This is a genomic window from Pseudomonas sp. NyZ201 (assembly GCF_049860765.1).
GTDB lineage: Bacteria > Pseudomonadota > Gammaproteobacteria > Pseudomonadales > Pseudomonadaceae > Aquipseudomonas > Aquipseudomonas bharatica.
Genome location: NZ_CP187557.1, coordinates 5,777,968 through 5,795,956 on the forward strand (window position 1 = coordinate 5,777,968; position 17,989 = coordinate 5,795,956).

The following is a 17,989-nucleotide window of genomic DNA, read 5'->3' on the forward strand; positions in this document are numbered from 1 at the left end:
GGATGCGGCAAGAGTTATGCCAGTGGCTTCAGCGCGGAATTGACAACATCCGAAAGCAAGACTCTCACCCTGTGGGAGCGGGTTCACCCGCGATTGCGGTAGTGGATTCACCATAGCAATCGCGGGTGAACCCGCTCCCACAGGGTACGCGCATGAGTGCACCCATGTGGTGCCTGGATGGGCTTCATGACGGGGCGCAAGCCCCGTCATGGGGCTTAGCGCGGCAGGACCGGCTGGCGCTTGGTCTTGCCCTTGCCCTTGCCGCCCTTGGCTGCGTCCTTGCGCGCCTTAGCTGCCTCCTGGTTGCGGGCGAACGCGGCGGCCTTGGCCTCTTCGCGCTTGTCCCAGGGCTTGGCACCATTGCTGGCGCGCGGCGGCAGGCCGGTGTGCTGGGTGAGGAGCTTCTGTTCCTTGGCCACCTTGTGGCTGCCCGCAGGGGTGGAGTTCTTGCGCCGGGCGCTCTGGTAGCTGTCGGTCGCCGGCTGGTGCGCCGGAATCAGCTGATGCTTGCCCGGGCCGATCAGGTCGGCACGGCCCATGCGCTCAAGGGCCTCGCGAAGCATCGGCCAGCCCTTCGGATCGTGGTAGCGCAGGAAAGCCTTGTGCAGGCGGCGCTGCTCCTCGCTCTTGACGATGGTCACCCCTTCGCTCTTGTAGGTGACCTTGCGCAGCGGGTTCTTGCCCGAGTGGTACATGGCGGTGGCCGAGGCCATCGGCGACGGATAGAACGCCTGCACCTGGTCGGCGCGGAAGCCGTTGCCCTTGAGCCACAGGGCCAGGTTCATCATGTCTTCGTCGGTGGTGCCCGGGTGAGCGGCGATGAAGTACGGAATCAGGTACTGCTCCTTGCCCGCTTCCTTCGAATATTTCTCGAACATGCGCTTGAAGCGGTCGTAGGTGCCGATACCAGGCTTCATCATCTGGTTAAGCGGGCCTTCCTCGGTGTGCTCCGGGGCGATCTTCAGGTAGCCGCCAACGTGGTGGGTCACCAGCTCGCGCACGTACTCGGGCGACTCCACGGCAAGGTCGTAGCGCAGGCCGGAAGCGATCAGGATCTTCTTCACCCCCGGCAGGGCCCGGGCGCTGCGGTACAGCTTGATCAGCGACGAGTGGTCGGTGTTCAGGTTCGGGCAGATCCCCGGGAACACGCAGGACGGCTTGCGGCAGTGGGTCTCGATCTCGGTGCTCTTGCAGGCGATCCGGTACATGTTCGCGGTCGGGCCGCCGAGGTCGGAAATAACGCCGGTGAAGCCGGGGACCTTGTCACGGATCTCCTCGATCTCGCGAATGATCGACTCGTGGGAACGGTTCTGGATGATCCGCCCTTCATGCTCGGTGATGGAGCAGAAGGTGCAGCCACCAAAGCAGCCGCGCATGATGTTCACCGAGAAACGGATCATTTCGTACGCAGGGATGCGCTCCTTGCCGTAGGCCGGATGCGGGATCCGCGCGTAGGGCATGCCGAATACGTAGTCCATTTCCTCGGTGGTCATCGGAATGGGCGGCGGGTTGAACCAGACATCGACTTCACCGTGCTTCTGCACCATGGCCCGGGCGTTACCCGGGTTGGTTTCCAGGTGCAGCACGCGGTTGGCGTGGGCGTAGAGCACCGCGTCATTGCGCACCTTCTCGAACGACGGCAGGCGGATCACGGTCTTTTCCCGGGTCATCCGCGGGCTGTCGAGCAGTTGCACCACCTTCGGCTCGTTCGGGTCCTCCACCTCGCCCTTCTGCTGCTCGATGGCGCAGGCCTGGGTGTCCTGGGTATTGACGTAGGGGTTGATGATCTTGTCGACCTTGCCCGGACGGTCGATGCGGGTCGAGTCGATCTCGTACCAGCCCTGCGGGGTATCGCGACGGACGAAGGCGGTACCGCGGATATCGGTGATGTCCTCGATGCGTTCGCCCGCGGCAAGACGCTGGGCGATGTCGACCACGGCACGTTCGGCGTTGCCGTACAGGAGGATGTCGGCGCAGGCGTCGATCAGGATCGAGTGACGGACCTTGTCCTGCCAGTAGTCGTAGTGCGCGATGCGGCGCAGCGACGCCTCGATGCCGCCGAGAACGATCGGCACGTGCTTGTAGGCTTCCTTGCAGCGCTGGCTGTAGACCAGGCTCGCACGGTCCGGGCGCTTGCCGGCCAGGCCACCCGGGGTATAGGCGTCATCGGAGCGGATCTTCTTGTCGGCGGTGTAGCGGTTGATCATCGAGTCCATGTTGCCGGCGGCGACGCCGAAGAACAGGTTGGGCTCGCCGAGCTTCATGAAGTCGTCCTTCGACTGCCAGTTCGGCTGGGCGATGATCCCGACGCGGAAGCCCTGGGCCTCCAGCAGGCGGCCGATGATGGCCATGCCGAACGACGGATGGTCGACGTAGGCGTCGCCGGTCACGATGATGATGTCGCAGGAATCCCAGCCGAGCTGATCCATCTCCTCCCTGCTCATCGGCAGGAACGGCGCTGGTCCGAAGCATTCGGCCCAGTACTTGGGATAGTCGAAGAGTGGTTTGGCTGCTTGCATGTCAGTGACCGGTTTTTTTGAGTGCAGGAAAATCGCGGGCGCGGAATATAGCACAAAATTTAACCAATTCCGACGGCGAAGGTCGGAATTGGTCGGGCGCGGGCATTACTCGTCGTCGTCGAAGTTGTAGCTGCCCGGGGCAAGGTTCTCGAAGCGCGTGTACTTGCCGATGAAGGCCAGGCGGATAAAGCCGATCGGGCCGTTCCGCTGCTTGCCGATGATGATCTCGGCAATGCCCTTGTGCTCGGTCTCGGGGTGATACACCTCGTCGCGGTAGACGAACATGATCACGTCGGCGTCCTGCTCGATCGCTCCCGATTCCCGCAAGTCGGAGTTCACCGGACGCTTGTTCGGACGCTGCTCCAGGGAGCGGTTGAGCTGCGACAGGGCGATGACCGGGCAGTTGAATTCCTTGGCCAGGGCCTTGAGGGACCGGGAGATCTCGGAGATCTCGTTGGTCCGGTTGTCGCCGCTGGAACCGGGGATCTGCATCAGCTGCAGGTAGTCGATCATGATCATGGCGATATCGCCATGCTCGCGGACCAGGCGACGGGTCCGTGCACGCATTTCCGACGGGCTGATGCCGGCGGTATCGTCGATGAACAGCTTGCGGTCGTTGAGCAGGTTGACCGCCGAGGTCAGGCGCGGCCAGTCATCGTCGTCCAGCTGGCCGGAGCGCACCTTGGTCTGGTCGATGCGGCCGAGGGACGAGAGCATACGCATGATCAGCGATTCGCCTGGCATCTCGAGGGAGTACACCAGCACCGCCTTGTCGCTGCGCAACACGGCGTTTTCCACCAGGTTCATGGCGAAGGTGGTCTTGCCCATGGATGGACGGCCGGCGACGATGATCAGGTCGGCCGGCTGCAGGCCGCTGGTCTTCTCGTCGAGGTCGGTATAGCCGGTGGACAGGCCGGTGATCTCGCTGTCGGAGTTGAACAGCGTGTCGATGCGGTCGATGGCCTTGGTCAGCAGTTCATTGACGCCTACCGGGCCGCCGGTCTTAGGGCGGGCCTCGGCGATCTGGAAGATCTGCCGCTCGGCTTCGTCGAGGATCTCCTCGGCATTGCGGCCCTGCGGGTTGAAGGCGCTGTCGGCGATGTCGTTGCTGATGCTGATCAGCTGGCGCAAGGTCGCGCGCTCGCGAATGATCTGCGCATAGGCCTTGATGTTGGCCACCGACGGGGTGTTCTTCGCCAGCTCGCCGAGGTAGCCGAGGCCGCCGATCTGCGAGCTCAGGCCTTCCTTGTCCAGCTGTTCGTGCAGGGTGACCACGTCGAACGGGATGTTCAGGTCAACCAGCTTGTGGATGGCGCGGAAGATCAGGCGGTGGTCATGCCGGTAGAAGTCGCCGTCGGAGACTTGATCGAGCACGCGCTCCCAGGCGTTGTTGTCCAGCATCAGGCCACCGAGCACGGCCTGTTCGGCCTCGATGGAATGTGGCGGCACCTTCAGCGCGGCAGTTTGCAGATCATATTGCTCGGGGGCGGTTATCTCGTTCATGGCCACCTGGGAAATCTGGAGGGTGAAAAAGACAAAGGGCACGACCTGCGATGCAGGATCGTGCCCGATGTTAACCGGCTGTTTCCAAAGGAACCAGCCGATCGATACAGCTTAGGCTGCTACGACGACCACGCGTACGGTGGCTTCGACGTCGCTGTGCAGGTGCACGGCTACGTCGTATTCGCCAACCTGACGGATGGTGCCGTTCGGCAGACGAACTTCAGCCTTGGCAACTTCAACGCCGGAGGCGGTCAGTGCGTCAGCGATGTCGTGGGTGCCGATCGAACCGAACAGTTTGCCTTCATCACCAGCGGTAGCGGTGATGGTGACTTCCAGTTCAGCCAGTTGGGCAGCGCGGCTTTCAGCCGAAGCTTTCTTGTCGGCAGCAGCTTTTTCCAGCTCGGCACGACGCTCTTCGAACGCAGCCAGGTTGGCGGCGTTGGCAACGGTGGCCTTGCCGAATGGCAGCAGGAAGTTACGACCGTAACCAGCCTTGACTTTAACTTTGTCGCCCAGGTTGCCCAGGTTGGCGACTTTTTCCAGCAGGATCAGTTCCATTTGGTATAAACCTCTTAACTTTTAACCTTCACCGTTCGCAGAGCCGTTACCGGCGTCCTTGGACGCCCCGCGTCCGCGAAAATCAATCAGGCTGTCGACAATGGCCAGGACCACGAGCAACGGATAAATCAGCTGCATGAACAGCAGCAGCGTTACGTACAACCCGACCAGCCAGAACTTCGCCAGTCGCTTCTGCGCCACCAGGCCATGGATCACGGCCAGTCCGGCGAAGACCAGCGGCACGGTGCACAGCGGTGTCAGCATGCCCAGCTCGGTACCGAAATTCGGACCCACCAGCATCAACACCAGCAGCACCAGCGCCGCCGCCAACGGCAGTCTTACGGCACGAAACTCGTTGCCGAAGCCTCCCGGGTTATACAAGGCTGCCTGCCAGTAGCGCCCCAACATCAGGGACAACACACTGACCGCCTGCAGCAAGGCCGCAATCAGGCCGGTAAGCACCGGTGAGATCAGCCCTTCCAGCCGGCCCCGCTCTTCTACCGACAATTGTTGGTAGATCCCGTCGAGCATCTGCGGAAGGATCTTGGCGATCTCTTGCGCGAGGGTGTCGATCGGTTCGCGGAACACCGAACCCAGAACGGCGCCATACACCAGGCCCAGGGCGATGCTGGACAACAGCACCCGGTTCCAGGACTGCCCGGCGCGCAACAGCGCTGCCAGACCCAGCGTCCCCAACAACACCATCAAGGTGCGCGGCTCGCCGAAGTACCACCAGGCCAACGCCGGCAGTACAGCCCAGGCAAGAACGCCGGAGGCGTCCTTGAAACCGCGCCGCAGGAACACCAGGCTCCCGGCGGCGGCACTCAACCAGAACAGCAGCGGCAATGCCGCACAACCCACCACTACCAGAGTGGCCTGCACGCGACCGCGCATGATGAAATCAGCCAGGGCCCGCATGCATTTTATCCTTTGCTACTTGTCGACGACCCGGTCTCAGCGGCCGTGGCTGTCGGTGTAGGGCAGCAGGGCCAGGAAGCGGGCGCGCTTGATAGCGGTAGCCAGCTGACGCTGATAACGAGCTTTGGTACCAGTGATACGGCTTGGAACGATCTTGCCGGTTTCGGATACGTAAGCTTTCAGGGTGTTGAGATCTTTGTAATCGATCTCTTTCACGTCTTCAGCAGTGAAGCGGCAGAATTTACGACGACGGAAGAAACGTGCCATGTAATAGGCTCCTCAAAAGATCCGTGGATTACTCGTCAGCGTTATCGCTGTTGTCGCTGTCATTGCTGTCGTCGCCTTCGGCGCTGTCAGCATGCTCAGGACGGTCACGACGCTCACGGCGCTCGCTGCGGTTTTCTTCAGCCTTGAGCATCTCGGACTGGCCGGTGACGGCTTCGTCGCGACGGATGACCAGGTTACGGATCACGGCATCGTTGTAACGGAAGTTGTCTTCCAGCTCGGCCAGGGCCTTGCCGGTGCACTCAACGTTCAGCATCACGTAGTGAGCCTTGTGAACATTGTTGATTGCGTAGGCCAGTTGACGACGGCCCCAGTCTTCCAGACGGTGGATCTTGCCGCCGTCTTCTTCGATCAGCTTGGTGTAACGCTCAACCATGCCGCCGACTTGCTCGCTCTGGTCCGGGTGAACCAGGAAGATGATTTCGTAATGACGCATGAATGCTCCTTACGGGTTGTAGTCTGCCGGCAATGCGGTCAGACAAGGAGTGAATGACTCTTGTATGTCTTGTCCTGGATCGGGCACGCATGCCCGGGACAAGGCGCGCAATTGTAGAGAAGCGCGGTGGGACAAGCAAGGTAATTGGTGAAATATTGAGCAGTGCCCCTAAAAGCATCGCTGGCAAGCCAGCCCCCACAGGGTCAGCGGTGTGGGAGCTGGCTTGCCAGCGATTGGGTCCACCATTTACTTGCTGACGGAACGCTGCCGCACCACCTCGAACAGGCAAACGCCGGTTGCCACCGAGACGTTCAGGCTGCTGACGCTCCCCGCCATCGGCAATTTCACCAGGAAATCGCAGTGTTCGCGGGTCAGGCGGCGCATGCCCTTGCCTTCGGCGCCCATCACCAGCACTGTCGGCCCGGTCATGTCCTGCTGGTACAGCTCCTGCTCGGCTTCGCCGGCCGTGCCGACCACCCACAGGCCACGCTGCTGCAGCTTTTCCAGGGTCCGCGCCAGGTTGGTCACGGCCACCAGCGGAATCACCTCGGCAGCACCGCAGGCCACCTTGCGCACCGCAGCAGTGAGGGTCGCCGACTTGTCCTTGGGCACGATCACCGCCAGCGCACCGGCAGCATCGGCAGTACGCAGGCAGGCCCCGAGGTTGTGCGGGTCGGTGACGCCATCGAGAACCAGCAGCAGCGGAACCTTCTCGGTCCGCTCCAGCAGTTCCTCGAGCATTGCCTCGCCCCAGACCTGGCTCGGGCTGACCTCGGCGACCACGCCCTGGTGCACGCCTTCGACCCAGGCGTCCATTTCGCGGCGCTCGGCCTGGCCGACGCTGACCCGGTATTCCGCGGCCAGCGCCAACAGCGCCTGGACCCGCGGCTCGCTACGACCTTCCGACAGCCAGATCTGCTTCACCCGCTTGGGGTGAAAGCGCAACAGGGCTTCCACGGCATGCACGCCGTAGATCTTTTCCAACTGACTCATGACTTGCCTTTCGGTTTACGCGAAGTGGAACCGGACTTTGGCGGCCCCTTGCGGTGTTTGCTCGGTTTCTCCGATTTGCCCGCGGACTTGCCCGCCGGCTTGCCACTGGCATGGGCGTGCCGCGCCTCGGAAAGCAGGGCCTTCTTCATTTCCCGGCTCTTGCGCACTTCGGCGTTGTTCGTTGCGGCATGGGAGGAGAAATAGGCTTCGGAGGTTTCGTCCTTCTTGCTGCGACGGGCAGGACGCTCTGCCTTGGCCGGAGCAGGTGCAGGATCTGCCGCCTTGCCTTTGGCATTCAGGCCTACGCCGATCTTCGCGCCGGTCGCCGCTGCCGGCTCGGCCGAACGCTGTTTGCGCCCGATCGGCGCCTTCAGGGCGTTCTCCGACATTTCGAAGTCGATCTTGCGCTGCTCCAGGTCGACGCGCATCACCCGCACTTCGACGGTGTCGCCGAGACGGAAGCTGCGGCCGGTGCGCTCGCCGGTCAGGCGGTGGTGCACCGGGTCGAAGTGGTAATAGTCGCCCGGCAGCGCACTGACGTGGACCATGCCCTCGACATAGATGTCGGTCAGCTCGACGAACAGGCCGAAGCCGGTCACCGCGGTGATCACACCCGGGAAGGATTCGCCGACGCGGTCCTTCATGTATTCGCACTTGAGCCAGTTGACCACGTCGCGGGTCGCCTCGTCGGCGCGCCGTTCGCTCATCGAGCACTGTTCGCCCAGTTGCTCCAGGGTGTTCTCGTCGTACGGGTAGATCCGTGCCTTGGGAATGCTCATCGCCCCGGCGCGCTTGACGTGCGGGGTTTCCACGCGGGAACGGATCACGCTACGGATGGCGCGGTGTACCAGCAGGTCCGGATAACGACGGATCGGCGAAGTGAAGTGGGTGTAGGCCTCGTAGTTCAGGCCGAAGTGGCCGTTGTTCTCGGCGCTGTACACCGCCTGGCTCAGGGAGCGCAGCATCACGGTCTGGATCAGGTGGAAGTCCGGGCGCCCGGCGATGCTTGCCAGCAGGGCCTGGTAGTCCTTCGGCGACGGGTCCTTGCCTTTATGCAGCGACAGGCCCAGCTCGCCGAGGAAGGCGCGCAGCTTTTCCAGGCGCTCCGGCGGCGGACCGTCGTGAACCCGGTACAGGGCCGGAACCTCATGCTTCTTGAGGAATTCGGCGGTGGCCACGTTGGCCGCCAGCATGCATTCCTCGATCAGCTTGTGCGCGTCGTTGCGCACGGTCGGACGGATCTCCGCGATCTTGCGCTCGGCGCCGAAGATGATGCGGGTTTCCTGGGTCTCGAAGTCGATCGCGCCGCGGGTGTGGCGGGCATCGAGCAGCACCTTGTACAGCGCATAGAGCTGCTTGAGGTGCGGCAGTACTTCGCTGTATTCCTCGCGCAGGGCACGGCCTTCGCGGGTGCGGGCATGCTCCAGCATGCTGCTGACCTTGTTGTAGGTCAGGCGCGCGTGGGAGTGGATCACCGCTTCATAGAACTGGTAATCGACCATCTGCCCGGACTTGTTGATGGTCATTTCACAGACCATGGCCAGGCGATCGACGTGCGGGTTCAGCGAGCACAGGCCGTTGGACAGTTCCTCCGGCAGCATCGGGATCACCCGCTCGGGGAAGTACACCGAGTTGCCGCGGACCTGGGCTTCGGCGTCGAGCGCCGAACCAAGACGGACGTAGCTGGATACGTCGGCGATCGCCACGTACAGGCGCCAGCCACCGGAGAACAGGCGCAGCTTGCCAAGGCTCTCGCAATACACGGCATCGTCGAAGTCGCGGGCGTCTTCGCCGTCGATGGTGACGAACGGCAGGTGGCGCAGGTCGATGCGCTTTTCCTTGTCCTTTTCTTCCACGTCCGGCTTGAGCTTACGGGCTTCCTTGATGACAGCTTCGGGCCATACATGCGGAATGTCGTAGCTGCGCAGGGCCACGTCGATTTCCATGCCCGGCGCCATGTAGTTGCCGATCACTTCGATTACATCGCCCTGCGGCTGGAAGCGCGGGGTTGGCCAGTGGGTGATCTTCACCTCGACGAACTGGCCGATCTTGGCCCCTGCGTTGCGGCCAGGCGTGACCAGCACTTCCTGCTGGATCTTCGGGTTGTCGGCGGTGACGAAGCCGATGCCGCCTTCCTCGAAGTAGCGGCCGACGATGCTCTCGTGGGCGCGGGAAATGATCTCTACCAGCACGCCTTCCCGGCGGCCACGGCGGTCGACGCCGGAAACCCGGGCCAGGGCGCGGTCGCCATCGAACACCAGGCGCATCTGCGACGGGCTGAGGAACAGGTCTTCCGTACCATCGTCGGGGATCAGGAAGCCGAAACCGTCGCGGTGGCCCGAGACACGGCCGAGGATGAGGTCCAGCTTGTCTACCGGGGCATAGGTGCCGCGCCGGGTGTAGATCAGCTGACCATCGCGCTCCATTGCCCGCAGGCGACGGCGCAGGGCCTCGATCTGATCCTCGGTGTGCAAACCGAACTCCTCAACCAGTTGCTCGCGCGCAGCCGGCGAGCCTCGTTCGGCGAGGTGCTGGAGGATCAGCTCACGGCTAGGGATGGGGTTTTCGTATTTTTCCGCTTCACGAGCGGCCTCGGGATCGAGGGACTGCCAATCGGCCATTAGGAGGGGTTCACCTTGTCTATATAAGGGTTAGTTTGGCATAGCCGTATTGAAACCGGAAATTTCAACCTTGGACAGCCCCACCCGGGACGGCCTGTAAACGGGTTCTGGGCTTCGGTCGATCAACGGCTTGAATTTTTTAAGATTTTTTTCGAACGGGGGTTTACAGCCCCGGGGGCCATCCGTATAGTGCGCACCACAGCGACGGACACCGTCGTTATAGTTGAGAAGCTGCACGATGTAAAACACTACGTCGAAGCGCAATCAGCGAAATGCCCAGATGGTGAAATTGGTAGACACGCCAGCTTCAGGTGCTGGTGACCTTACGGTCGTGGAAGTTCGAGTCTTCTTCTGGGCACCAATTTCAAATTTCAGCCAACGAGTCACAAGGCTGGAATTTACGCGACACGCTACAACGAATTTGTTACAAATGCTTCAACCTTTGCCCAGATGGTGAAATTGGTAGACACGCCAGCTTCAGGTGCTGGTGACCTTACGGTCGTGGAAGTTCGAGTCTTCTTCTGGGCACCATATTTCTAAAGAAACCCGCGAAAGCGGGTTTTTTTATGCCCGTTATTCACACCCTCCCCGCTACGACTCGATATATCGCCCCGCCACCCTCACAACTCATGAAATTCCCGCCATACGGCCACATGAGAAACGATTTCGTTTACCATTGTTTCCAAATATGTAGCCGCAAGCGAGGATTCACCCGCATGACGATTCGCAGTAACCCGATTTTGCGCGGCCTGGCCGTTTCCCTTCTTGGCCTGGTGCTTGCCGCACCTGCCGCGATGGCCGCCGATCCGGTGACCCTGACGCTCTACAACGGCCAGCACAAGGAAATCGGCGAAGCCATCGCCAAGGCCTACGAGGCCAAGACCGGCATCCATATCAACATCCGCAAGGGCAGCAGCAACCAGCTGGCCAGCCAGATCATCGAGGAAGGCGAGCGTTCTCCCGCCGATGTGATCTACACCGAGGAATCCCCGCCGCTGAACAACCTCGGCGAACTGGGCCTGCTGGCGACCATCGATCAATCGACCCTGGACGTCCTGCCCAAGGAATTCGTCGCCGCCAACGGTACCTGGATGGGCGTGACCGCACGCACCCGGGTCGTGGCCTTCAATCCCAAGGAAATCGACGAAAAGGACCTGCCGCAATCGGTGATGGACTTCGCCGGTCCGGAGTGGGACGGCAAGATCGGCTTCGTGCCGACCAGCGGTGCCTTCCAGGAGCAGGCCGTGGCCATCCTGAAAATGCACGGCCGCGAAGCCGCCGAGGAATGGCTGACCGGCCTCAAGGCCTTCGGCAAGACCTACACCAACAACATGGTCGCCCTGAAGGCCGTGGAAAACGGCGAAGTGGCTGCGGTGCTGGTCAACAACTACTACTGGTATGCGCTGAAGAAGGAGCGCGGCCAGCTGGATTCCAAACTGTATTACCTGGCGGACGGCGACGTCGGCGGCCTGATGACCATTTCCGGCGCCGCTGCGGTCAAGGCCAGCAAGCATCCGAAGGAAGCCCAGGCCCTGCTCGCCTGGATGGCCAGCGAAGAAGGACAGCGCGTCATCACCCAGACCACCGCCGAGTACCCGCTGCACAAGGGCATGGTCTCCGACCAGGGCCTGAAGCCGTTCGAAGACCTGCGTCCGCCGAAGATCACCCCGGCCGACCTGGGTAATGCCGAGGAAGCGCTGGAACTCGAACGCGAAGTCGGCCTGCTCTGATGAGCGCCGCGCTTCCCGTGGAGCTGAAAAGCGGCTTCGTGCCGCGGCGCAAGCGCCCGTCGGTGTGGGTGGTGCTGCCGGTCCTGCTGCTGGTGGGGCTGAGCCTGCTGCCGCTGCTGTACGTAGCGATGAAGACCTGGGAAGCCGGCTGGCACGAGGCTCTGCGCCTGATCTGGCGGCCCTTCGTCTGGGGCCTGATGCGCAATACCTTGCTGCTGATGGTCGGGGTCACCGTCACCTGTGCGGTGGTCGGCCTGTCCCTGGCCTGGCTGCTGGAACGCAGCGACCTGCCCGGGCGGCGCCTGTGGGGCGTGGTGTTGTGCCTGCCGTTCGCCGTGCCGTCCTTCGTCAGTGGCTTCACCTGGGTGTCCCTGAGCCCGAAATTCGAAGGGCTGTGGGGCGCGATCCTGGTGATGAGCCTGTCCAAGTATCCGCTGGTGTTCCTGCCGGTGGCAGCGACCCTGCGCAACCTCGATACCTCGTTGGAAGAGTCGGCACGAACCATGGGCTGCAACCGCCGGGCGGTGTTCCGCCGGGTCACCCTGCCGCTGCTGTGGCCGTCGATCCTTGGTGGCTGCCTGCTGATCGCCCTGCACATGCTGGTGGAGTTCGGCGCCCTGTCGATCCTCAACCTGCAGACCTTCACCACGGCGATCTACCAGCAATTCGAGCTGGAGTTCAGCAATGCCAACGCGGCGATGCTGTCCGCCGTGCTGCTGCTGATGTGCCTGCTGATGTTGTGGTTGGAACTGCGGGTGCGCGGCAAGGCGCGGCATGTGCGGATTGGCCAGGGCGTGGCCCGGCGCGGCGCGCCGATCCGCCTGCGCGGTTGGATGCCGCTGGGCCAGGCGTATTGCCTGGGCCTGGCGATCCTCGGCAGCGGCATTCCGCTGGGGATGCTGGCGTACTGGTTGAGCGTGGGTTCGTCGGCGGCCTTCCCGGTGGCGGACATCAGCCGGGCGCTGCTGTCGTCGCTGTCGATCTCCTTGGGTGGTGCCGGCGTGAGCCTGCTGCTGGCCCTGCCGGTCAGCTTCCTGGTGGTGCGCTACAAAGGCCGGCTGGCGATCTGGGCCGAGCGCCTGCCGTACCTGTTGCATGCCCTGCCGGGGCTGGTGATTGCCCTGACCCTGGTGTATTTCGCCCTGCACTATGTGCCGGCGCTGTACCAGACCACCGGGCTGTTGCTGCTGGCCTATGCCTTGCTGTTCCTGCCGCTGGCCCAGGCGCCGGTGCGCACGGCCTTGACCAAGGCCGCGCCACAGCTGGAAGAGGCGGCACGCACACTCGGCGCGACGCCGTTCATGGCGTTTTGCCGGATCACCCTGCCGATCATCTTCCCGGCCCTGGCCGCCGCCTTCGCCCTGGTGTTCCTCGACGCCATGAAGGAACTCACCGCGACCCTGCTGCTCAGCCCCACCGGCATGACCACCCTGGCCACCGAGGTCTGGGCGCATACCGCCAACGTCGAGTTCGCTGCGGCGGCGCCCTACGCGGCGCTGCTGATCCTGGTGTCCGGGTTGCCGGTGTACCTGCTGACCACCCGGATGTACCTGAACCGCGCCTGATCAGGCGCGGAACTGGCCCAGGCTGGCCTTGAGCTGGGCCGCCAGTTCATCGAGCACCTTGCTGCTGGCGGTGGTCTGCATGACCACCTGGGCCGCGCGTTCGGCCTGGGCATGGATGTTTTCCACCCTTCCCCTTACCGCCTGCGCGCCCTGGGCCTGTTGCTCGGCAGCGCGGGTGGCCAGGCCGATGGCCGCGTGCACCTGCTCTACCGAGGCCTGCACCGACTGTTGCAGACGGGCGTTGTCGCGCAGCACCAGCAAACCTTCGCTGGCCTGGCGCCCGGCCTGGCTGATCGCCGCCACGGCTTCCTTGGCGCCTTGCTGCAGCGCGCCGATATGGGCCTGGATGTCGCCCGTCGAGCTTTGCGTCTTGCTCGCCAGTGCCCGCACTTCGTCGGCTACCACGGCAAAGCCGCGCCCGGTCTCCCCGGCCCGCGCCGCCTCGATCGCCGCGTTGAGCGCCAGCAGGTTGGTCTGCTCGGCGATGCCATGGATCACGGTCAGCACCACTTCGATCTGCTCGCTCTGCTCGGCCAGGCGCTCGATCACCTTGGAGCCGGTATCCACCTGGCCGGCCAGCGCCTCGATCAACGTGGCGACCTGGGCCGAGCTGCGGCTGTTCTCGTCGGTGGCCTGGCGGATATCCACTACCTGCTGCAAGGCCTCCTGCATGGCACGGCTTTCCGCCTGCGCCTCATCGGCCATGCTCGACAGGGCGCGCAGGCTTTCCGCCACCTCGTCACGCTGCAATGCGGCAGCAGAGTCGGCGCCGGCGCTGCGCTGGGCCATGCTGCTGATCTCCACACCGGTGCGCTGCGCCACTTCGCCGGCCTCGCGGACAATGGGTTGCAACTTGTCGACGAAGCGGTTGACCGCCGCAGCCATGTCGCCGATCTCGTCGCGGCTGTCGATGGCTACGCGCTTGGTCAGATCGCCGTCGCCGGCGGCCAGGTCATCGAGCGCGGCGATCAGCAGGCGCAGCTTGTTGACCACGCGCCGACCCAGAACGATCGCTACCACCAGCAGCACACCGCAACCGACCAGCGCCAGGCCCGCACCGATGCGCCAGCGCAGGGTGGTTGCGGCATCCTGCACGCTTTGCGAGGTGTTGGCCTTCATTTGCAAGGCGCTGCCCTGGGCGGTCTGCAGGCGGCTTTGCAGGGCCTTGGTACTGTCGGCAGCGGCGCTGGTCAGGCTGTCGGCCACCAGTTGGTCGCCGCTGGCGATCAGGGCGGAGAAGCGCTTGTCCAGGGCTTGCAGTTCGGCGTCCACCGAGGCGGTGGAGATCCCCATCAAGACTTTGCCGATCTCGGCGCCATTGGGGTTGATCGAGGCCTCGACGAAGTACACCGCCGGGTCGTTGCGCGCGGCATCCAGCACCTTGTCGAGGGCGCGCTCGCCCTTGCCCTTGTCGAGCAGGGCCTGGTTGATCGGGTTCTGGCGGTTCAGGTAGCGCGTAAGGTGCTCGCCCTGGGCGTCGTCATAGACGACGAAAAGCACGTTGGGATTGCGCTGGGCACGACGGGCGAATTCCGACAGGGTCGGCACGTCCACGTCCCAGATGGCCCGGGGTGCCACCGAGGCGAGCAGTTCGGCCATGTCGTTGGCCGAGTCGCGCAGGTTCTTCTCCAGGGTGGCGCGCAGTTGCGCCTGCTCTTCTTCCAGGCGCGACGATAAACCGGCGGTAAGACGCTGGCGGGTACTTTCGGAAAGGCTGCTCAGCCCCGAGCTGACTTCCTTGGCCGCCTGGTCGAGTTCGGTTGCCAGTTTCTGGCTGTCGGCGCCCAGGCGATCGCCCAGATCGGCCTCCAAAGCGGTAACCGTGCTGCGGGTCAACACCACAGCGACGACCACCTGCACCAAAAGAGCGATACCAAGCGCCACAAAGACAGGCCGCAAGAGGCGGCTTCGTAACAATGAGATAACGGCAGACACAATGAATCCCTCTGCTATTTGGAGCCATTACAGTGATGGCAATCCTGAAGGCAATTTCACAGCAAGGCTTGTGCCGCAGCAGAGGGTCAAAAACGCCAAAGGCCCCTAAAAAGGGGCCTTTGGCTTTATCGCTTGGCTAAATCAGGCGAAAGGATGACGCAGGACAATAGTCTCGTTGCGGTCAGGACCGGTCGAGATGATGTCGATCGGCGCACCGACCAGCTCTTCCACGCGCTTGATGTAGGCACGGGCGTTGGCCGGCAACTCGTCCAGGGTCTTGGCGCCCACGGTCGATTCGCTCCAGCCCGGCATTTCTTCGTACACCGGCTCCAGGCCGATGTAGCTGTCGGCGTCGGTCGGAGCGTCGATGACGGCACCGTTTTCGTTCTTGTAGCCCACGCAGATGCGGATGGTTTCCAGGCCGTCCAGCACGTCCAGCTTGGTCAGGCACAGGCCCGAGATGCTGTTGACGTCGATGGCGCGACGCAGGATGACGGCGTCGAACCAGCCGCAACGACGGGCCCGGCCGGTGGTGGCACCGAACTCATGGCCGCGCTTGGCCAGGTAGGCACCGACGTCATCGAACAGTTCGGTCGGGAACGGGCCGGAACCGACGCGGGTGGTGTAGGCCTTGGTGATGCCGAGGATGTAGTCGATGTACATCGGGCCAACGCCGGAACCGGTGGCGATACCGCCAGCGGTGGTGTTGGAGCTGGTGACGTACGGGTAGGTGCCGTGGTCGATGTCCAGCAGCGAGCCCTGGGCGCCCTCGAACATGATGTCCTTGCCGGCGCGGCGCAGGGCGTGCAGTTCGGCGGTGACGTCGAGCATCATCGGTTTCAGTTGCTCGGCGTAGGCCATGCACTGGTCCAGGGTTTCCTGGAAGTCGATGGCCGGCTCCTTGTAGTAGTTGACCAGCTGGAAGTTGTGGTAGTCCAGCAGCTCGCCCAGCTTGGCGGCGAAACGCTCGCGGTGGAACAGGTCGCCGACACGCAGGCCACGACGAGCGACCTTGTCTTCGTAGGCCGGGCCGATGCCGCGACCGGTGGTGCCGATCTTCTGCTCGCCACGGGCCTTCTCGCGTGCCTGGTCGAGGGCCACATGGTAGGACAGGATCAGCGGGCAGGCCGGGCTGATACGCAGGCGATCGCGAACCGGGACGCCTTTTTCTTCCAGCTTGGTGATTTCACGCAGCAGGGCGTCGGGAGCGACGACCACGCCGTTGCCGATCAGGCACTGCACGCCTTCGCGCAGGACGCCCGAAGGAATCAGGTGCAGCACGGTTTTCTCGCCGTCGATCACCAGGGTGTGACCTGCGTTGTGGCCACCTTGGTAGCGCACTACGGCGGCGGCATGTTCGGTCAGCAGATCGACGATCTTGCCTTTGCCCTCATCACCCCATTGGGTGCCCAGGACTACGACATTCTTACCCATAACACTTGTCCTCATTCGCGCAAACTTGGCGCCGGCGAGAGGGCCGGCGGCTAATCTCAGATGGCCAGTGGCAGAACCTGCCAGAGCCCGTTTTGCAGAATCAATTGCCGGTCGCAGTCCGCCTCGATGGCGGCAGCCAGCGGCTGGCCAGGCAATGCCTGCACAACCCGCTGACCGTCACTGCGCAACTGGCAGACCAACTGCCACAGAGCCGCATCCACACTGTCGGGCATCCAGATCCCGCCAGTGGGCAACACGACCTCTGCCCGCCCCAGTGTTACCAGGGTCTTCAAATCCGTGGAGAAACCGGTGGCCGGACGTGCCCGGCCGAAGTCAGCTCCGATATCGTCGTAGCGACCGCCCTGGGCGATCGATTGGCCGACACCCGGGACGAACGCGGCGAACACCACACCGGTGTGGTAGTGGTAGCCACGCAGCTCGCCCAGGTCGAAATACAACGGCAGGTCCGGATAACGCGCGGTCAGCCGGTCGGCGATGCTCATCAGGTCATCCAGCGCTGCCAGCACTGCGGCCGGGGCACGGCCCAGGCGCACGCGGGCGGCTTCCAGCACTTCGCGGCCGCCGCACAGCTCGGCCAGAGCGCGGAGCATGCCGGCCAGGTCTGCCGGCAGGTTGGCGGTCAGGGCGATGACTTCGTCGATGGCCTTGCGCTGCAGGGCATCGAACAGCTGTTGCTCGACCGCACCGGACAGCCCGGCGGCACGGGCCAGGCCGCGGTAGATACCGACATGGCCGAGGTCCATGTGCACATCCGGCACGTCGGCCAGTTGCAGCATGGCCAGCATCAGGCTGATCACTTCCACGTCGCTGACCGGGCTGGCGTCGCCGTACAGCTCGGCACCGAGCTGGATCGGGCTGCGCGAGGTCGACAGGGCCCGTGGCTGAGCGTGCAGGACGCTGCCGGCGTAGCACAGGCGGCTCGGGCCTTCGCGGCGCAGGGTATGCGCATCGATGCGCGCGACCTGCGGCGTGATGTCGGCACGGAAGCCCATCTGCCGGCCGGATTGTGGATCGACCACCTTGAAGGTCCGCAGGTCCAGGTCCTGACCGGCACCGGTGAGCAGCGATTCCAGGTACTCGATATGGGGAGTCACGACGAACTCGTAACCCCAGCTCTGGAACAGATCCAACACCTGACGACGCGCGATCTCGATGCGCGTCGCTTCAGGTGGCAGTACTTCTTCGATGCCATCTGGCAGCAGCCAGCGGTCTACCGTTGCCATTACGCCATTTCCCCTGTGGTCCGGGCGGCCAGCCCGCGGGCGCGGCCGTGAGTGAAGCAGGTTCCGGCAAATCACGCGCGCAGCGCCGATTCCAGCGTTGCCGCAGTGCCGAGACCCTCGTGAATCATTGGTCGCGCCCCGGATCGCGGGCCTGTTCCGGCATTCGATCTCGCAGACGCAAAAAAGCCGGGAATTTCCCGGCTGCCGCATCATACACCCGTTGTCTTGCAGAAATCACCCCGCCCGAC

Annotated in this window: 13 protein-coding genes and 2 tRNA genes; 4 read left to right on the forward strand and 11 right to left on the reverse strand. The window is 63.5% G+C overall.

Annotated elements, in window-relative coordinates; genetic code table 11:
• Positions 1 to 215: 215 nt before the first annotated feature.
• The 8 genes from ACPFMA_RS26010 to rnr all read right to left on the reverse strand — a co-directional run bounded on the left by ACPFMA_RS26010 (position 216) and on the right by rnr (position 9,833).
• Entirely contained in the window at positions 216 to 2,519 is a 2,304-nt protein-coding gene (locus tag ACPFMA_RS26010; RefSeq protein WP_064301540.1) for a YgiQ family radical SAM protein, read from the reverse strand.
• Between the two features lie 105 nt (positions 2,520 to 2,624).
• Positions 2,625 to 4,022: a replicative DNA helicase gene (gene dnaB / locus ACPFMA_RS26015; RefSeq protein WP_009403885.1), complete on the reverse strand. Its 1,398-nt coding sequence runs from the start codon at positions 4,020 to 4,022 to the stop codon at positions 2,625 to 2,627.
• A gap of 111 nt (positions 4,023 to 4,133) precedes the next feature.
• A complete protein-coding gene (gene rplI, locus ACPFMA_RS26020; RefSeq protein WP_003249568.1) occupies positions 4,134 to 4,580 on the reverse strand; it encodes a 50S ribosomal protein L9 in 447 nt (148 codons plus the stop codon).
• Positions 4,581 to 4,601: 21 nt separating this feature from the next.
• Positions 4,602 to 5,498, reverse strand: a complete 897-nt coding sequence (locus ACPFMA_RS26025) for a hypothetical protein (protein ID WP_009403886.1) — start codon at positions 5,496 to 5,498, stop codon at positions 4,602 to 4,604.
• Positions 5,499 to 5,534: 36 nt separating this feature from the next.
• Positions 5,535 to 5,765, reverse strand: a complete 231-nt coding sequence (gene rpsR, locus ACPFMA_RS26030) for a 30S ribosomal protein S18 (protein WP_009403887.1) — start codon at positions 5,763 to 5,765, stop codon at positions 5,535 to 5,537.
• 28 nt (positions 5,766 to 5,793) lie between these two features.
• On the reverse strand, positions 5,794 to 6,219 hold the full coding sequence (gene rpsF, locus ACPFMA_RS26035) for a 30S ribosomal protein S6 (protein ID WP_009403888.1): 426 nt from the start codon (positions 6,217 to 6,219) through the stop codon (positions 5,794 to 5,796).
• Between the two features lie 246 nt (positions 6,220 to 6,465).
• Positions 6,466 to 7,212: a 23S rRNA (guanosine(2251)-2'-O)-methyltransferase RlmB gene (gene rlmB, locus ACPFMA_RS26040; RefSeq protein WP_009403891.1), complete on the reverse strand. Its 747-nt coding sequence runs from the start codon at positions 7,210 to 7,212 to the stop codon at positions 6,466 to 6,468.
• Positions 7,209 to 9,833: a ribonuclease R gene (gene rnr / locus ACPFMA_RS26045; protein ID WP_425929130.1), complete on the reverse strand. Its 2,625-nt coding sequence runs from the start codon at positions 9,831 to 9,833 to the stop codon at positions 7,209 to 7,211. Before rnr ends, rlmB begins: the two co-directional genes overlap by 4 nt.
• A gap of 274 nt (positions 9,834 to 10,107) precedes the next feature.
• Between rnr and ACPFMA_RS26050 the strand changes: the two genes are divergently transcribed.
• The 4 genes from ACPFMA_RS26050 to ACPFMA_RS26065 all read left to right on the forward strand — a co-directional run bounded on the left by ACPFMA_RS26050 (position 10,108) and on the right by ACPFMA_RS26065 (position 13,128).
• A tRNA-Leu gene (locus ACPFMA_RS26050) sits at positions 10,108 to 10,194 on the forward strand.
• 83 nt (positions 10,195 to 10,277) lie between these two features.
• Positions 10,278 to 10,364 (forward strand) — tRNA-Leu (locus ACPFMA_RS26055).
• Positions 10,365 to 10,549: 185 nt separating this feature from the next.
• The gene (locus tag ACPFMA_RS26060) at positions 10,550 to 11,563 is read left to right on the forward strand and encodes an extracellular solute-binding protein (RefSeq protein ID WP_064301523.1); all 1,014 of its coding nucleotides are present in this window, start codon (positions 10,550 to 10,552) and stop codon (positions 11,561 to 11,563) included.
• Positions 11,563 to 13,128 carry an ABC transporter permease gene (locus tag ACPFMA_RS26065; protein WP_420058161.1) on the forward strand — a complete coding sequence of 522 codons (1,566 nt, stop codon included), beginning with the start codon at positions 11,563 to 11,565 and terminating at the stop codon, positions 13,126 to 13,128. The genes ACPFMA_RS26060 and ACPFMA_RS26065 overlap by 1 nt, the downstream gene beginning before the upstream one ends.
• Here the strand turns inward: ACPFMA_RS26065 and ACPFMA_RS26070 are convergent, their stop codons facing one another.
• The 3 genes from ACPFMA_RS26070 to ACPFMA_RS26080 form a co-directional block, all read right to left on the reverse strand.
• Positions 13,129 to 15,063 (reverse strand): methyl-accepting chemotaxis protein, encoded by a 1,935-nt coding sequence (locus ACPFMA_RS26070; protein WP_064301521.1) that lies wholly within the window; start codon positions 15,061 to 15,063, stop codon positions 13,129 to 13,131.
• Between the two features lie 141 nt (positions 15,064 to 15,204).
• Positions 15,205 to 16,497 carry an adenylosuccinate synthase gene (locus ACPFMA_RS26075; protein ID WP_009399554.1) on the reverse strand — a complete coding sequence of 431 codons (1,293 nt, stop codon included), beginning with the start codon at positions 16,495 to 16,497 and terminating at the stop codon, positions 15,205 to 15,207.
• A gap of 56 nt (positions 16,498 to 16,553) precedes the next feature.
• The gene (locus tag ACPFMA_RS26080; RefSeq protein WP_009399553.1) at positions 16,554 to 17,741 is read right to left on the reverse strand and encodes an ATP phosphoribosyltransferase regulatory subunit; all 1,188 of its coding nucleotides are present in this window, start codon (positions 17,739 to 17,741) and stop codon (positions 16,554 to 16,556) included.
• Positions 17,742 to 17,989 lie beyond the last annotated feature (248 nt).